Origin of the sequence: Alteribacillus persepolensis, assembly GCF_900099605.1 — a bacterium.
In the GTDB taxonomy this organism is placed as follows: Bacteria; Bacillota; Bacilli; order Bacillales; family Marinococcaceae; genus Alteribacillus; species Alteribacillus persepolensis.
The window spans coordinates 1-3,401 of sequence record NZ_FNDK01000054.1 but is presented as its reverse complement, the minus strand read 5'-3'; the positions used below and the strand labels follow the sequence as shown (position 1 = coordinate 3,401).

Sequence of the window (3,401 nt, the reverse complement as noted above, 5' to 3'; positions counted from 1 at the left end):
AGAGGCACCTAAGAGTAATAGGAGAATCGCTTGGTCATTATACGGCTTCTCTGTAATAGCCTTAGTAATAGTAAATATCCTTTTTTCCTAATGGTTCTTATTAAATTAACGGACGCTTTTCCCTAATAAGGAATAGCGGAGATATCGCATATAAGAGCGAAAAAGAAGTTGACGATGTGGGTAAAGGATGGGAACTGCTAATTTTGGTGAGTACATTCTCTTTATCGAATTTTATATGATTTTTATAAAAGATATAATGGATGTATATTGAAAACCAGAAAAATTTTTTGTGGGAGTGTAAGGATGAAAAGAGTAGGATTTATTCTGCTGGGGTTATTATTTCTATATGCCTGCTCGACAGCTGATCAAATAGAGACTGATAAACTTGGAGAAACGAAAGATGATACAGGAGAAACAACTTATGGTTTCATACAAGAAAAGAATACAGATGTTCAAGGCAATTGGTTACTCCCACATTCTTACCAGGTGACGGTGGATGATTCTTTTGAAAGGCTCTCAAAATATGAAACAGAGTCTTCGGAAGAAAAAATGTTCTTCTGGCATAAGCCATCAGCGGATAATTTTCAATTTACCTTGGATACGACTTCCGAACAACTTGAGAAAGAGGTGCCAACGATTGAAATAAAACCGCTGAATAAAAATCGGTATGTCTATACAAAAGAACATTTCTCTTTAGGTGAAGAGCTGACAGAAGCGGAGTTTCAAGAGATTATCGAGTCAGTGACACAGGAAGTTGAGGGAAACGCTGAGGCCCATATGGAAGAACTAAAGGAAAAAACAGTGGAAAGAATAAAAAGAATAAAAGAAATGGAAGGGATGGAGGGTGAGCCCACTGTTCACACTTTGGATGATTATGATTTAGGACCTTACACCTATATGATTGAAAGTGAACCACAGCCAGGTGTCATCCATTATGAGTTGATTGGTGAACTAGAACATACCTATCTCCGTACTGTCATCTCTGTTCCGAAGCAGAAAAAAGATGAACTGTTTGAAACAATGTTGACGTCCGTACGGAAAATCACCTACAGCAAAGAAGATTTTCGTGAGGAAGCTGTATTAGATGAACCGAAAAACTTGTCCTATGGACCTCGAGAGAATCTTCAAGGCAGTTATCCAGAAGTAGGCTATTCCTTCGAATTGCCGGAAGCTGCGACATTCAGGTACTCATTTCCTGCATATCACGTCTATCGTTATACTTTTGACACCATTTATGAAGAAAGTATAGAACGGGAGCATTTTACTCTGAGAAGTTCAGAATTAGTTATTCAAGTCGAACAAGAGGAGAATGCGAGAAATCGGGAAGAGGAATTGCGAAACAAAAGTCTGAATGATTTTGTTGCATTCCAATACGATCAGGCCCGGTCGATTACGTATTTACATGAGAAGGAAGACTTCGACACAGGAATATTCACAACCGCCGTACGTGTGGACTTCGATGGCTATGAAGAGTATTGGTTTTTAAAGGAGATTGACGGGCATGTATACGAAGTAACCTTCGATATTGCTATTGATGCACCTGAGTACGATAAGTTGCTTAAGAATTATTTAAACGTTGTACGGACATTTGAACTAAAAGGTGTATAGAATCGAGATGAACAGTCGAGAGAAGTGCGCAACGGAATAAGATGAGATTTTATGGCATCTTTGCTTTTAAAAGGGGCTACGTTATGCAAAAAAGATAAATTCGGAAGGGTTTCATTATTTGTTTTTCCGGTGTTATTCGTTATTAATTTACTATTCTTTGGGGTTATGTCTTTGTTTTAGGGACAATCGTAAAAAAACAAACGGGCGCCTAATCTTGAATAAGATGGGTGTCTTAATTTTCGTGATTAGCTTTTCAGATGAATTTACTTACTATGATGATTATCTCAGTTCTAACTATTAAGTAATAGGGTGCGATTACGAAGTAATGAAAGCCTAGTTTCTCAGCACTTGAAAGGAGAAATCAAATTTCATTTATCATTAATATTCACAAATCGGGAAAGGGTTGTCAGTTTTTTATTTATTTTAAATCTGTTACAGAAAATCGAGAACAGCATGATAAACTCCTGCGTGCACTTTGTGTGGCATCCTTCTTTTATAAAAAACTTTTTTGCTTACAATAATACTATCTCGAAAGCGATGGAGGTTCTCGTATCAATGAAAAGAAGAGCCCTTGACAGCAGTTGAAATTGGGGGTGTTTGGAATCTATATCTAATTGTTGGAATTATTGGTATCATTATTTTACTGATAGGACTATTCAAAAAAGGTCAATAAAGCCCGATAATCACTTCTTAAAGTAACGGGTCACGATTGTTGAACAGAGGAGAACACATTCTTCTTAGATTGAATGAGGTGAATAAATGCTTAAACACATTTTATTTTTCCTAGCAATGTTAGTTTTTTTTATCGATACTGAATCTCACGCTTTCTTTTTATAATCAGAACATATGGGAGATAATAGGTATCTCATTCGCTGCTACGTTTTTTAATTGGCTTGTAAATTTGCCAGCATTAAAAAAATCGAGTGAAGACTAATCATTTTTTTAATACAAATGGGCGCAAGGGTGGAGTAAGAGTTGTGTCACTAGTAAGGACAGATGGGGGACAAGAAATGGCTAAGACAATTAAAAAAATCAGCTGGATAAGTTATAGTGCACTGTTGTTAAGTGTTATTCCTGTACTGTTTTTCTTTGCTTTACTTTATAGCATAAACTGGGAAGGCATTATCACTATGCCTTTAATCATAGTCATTATAGTTATTGCTTTCATCTTATCGCTTATAGGTTTTTTTAAGAAAACGGAAAATAAGATAGTTTCTGCAATGGCTCTAATCATTACTCTTGGGAGCGGTTTTTTTATAAGTTTAATTGTTATTGTATCCGGAATAAGGTGGACCCCTTTGTCAAGACAGATTTTTTTAATAAATAAGGTGTGACTCCTTTCGAGATAGAGAAGCTACCATCGGAGAAAAAAGGAGATCACAGAACGATCTTGTTCACCCTTAACCGTGCCGCCTTTATGGGGGAAGGTTCCGTCAAGGGCGAGCGTAAGCGAGGACAACGCCGAACCCTTGACGGGTTCTTCCGACATAAAGACAATGACGAAGAGGGTGAAGACGATCCACTACTGATAAATTTCAGCTGGCGGCTGATCTTCAAGGGCTTGATGTGGTCTTTCTTCATTATAAAAAGTTAAGTAATTACGAATACCTTGTCGCACAGCACGGGGCGTTTCGTACTCTTTTAAATAAATATCTTCATATTTCAAGCTTCTCCATAGGCGCTCAATGATAATATTGTCCAAAGCCCGCCCCTTGCCATCCATACTAATATTGATGTCATGGCTATGAAGAAGATCGGTGTATGTCGGGCTTGTAAAATGACTGCCTTGATCG

Annotated in this window: 3 protein-coding genes; 2 read left to right on the top strand and 1 reads right to left on the bottom strand. The window is 37.4% G+C overall.

What is annotated here, in order from left to right:
• Positions 1 to 303 precede the first annotated feature (303 nt).
• Positions 304 to 1,608 (top strand): hypothetical protein, encoded by a 1,305-nt coding sequence (locus tag BLT18_RS17775; RefSeq protein WP_091277093.1) that lies wholly within the window; start codon positions 304 to 306, stop codon positions 1,606 to 1,608.
• Between the two features lie 1,010 nt (positions 1,609 to 2,618).
• Entirely contained in the window at positions 2,619 to 2,942 is a 324-nt protein-coding gene (locus BLT18_RS17770; RefSeq protein WP_091277090.1) for a hypothetical protein, read from the top strand.
• A gap of 188 nt (positions 2,943 to 3,130) precedes the next feature.
• On the opposite strand, the gene BLT18_RS17765 is transcribed toward BLT18_RS17770, so the two are convergent.
• Positions 3,131 to 3,401, bottom strand: a 271-nt coding sequence (locus tag BLT18_RS17765) for an integrase core domain-containing protein (protein ID WP_139184770.1), incomplete at its 5' end; no start/stop codon positions are given.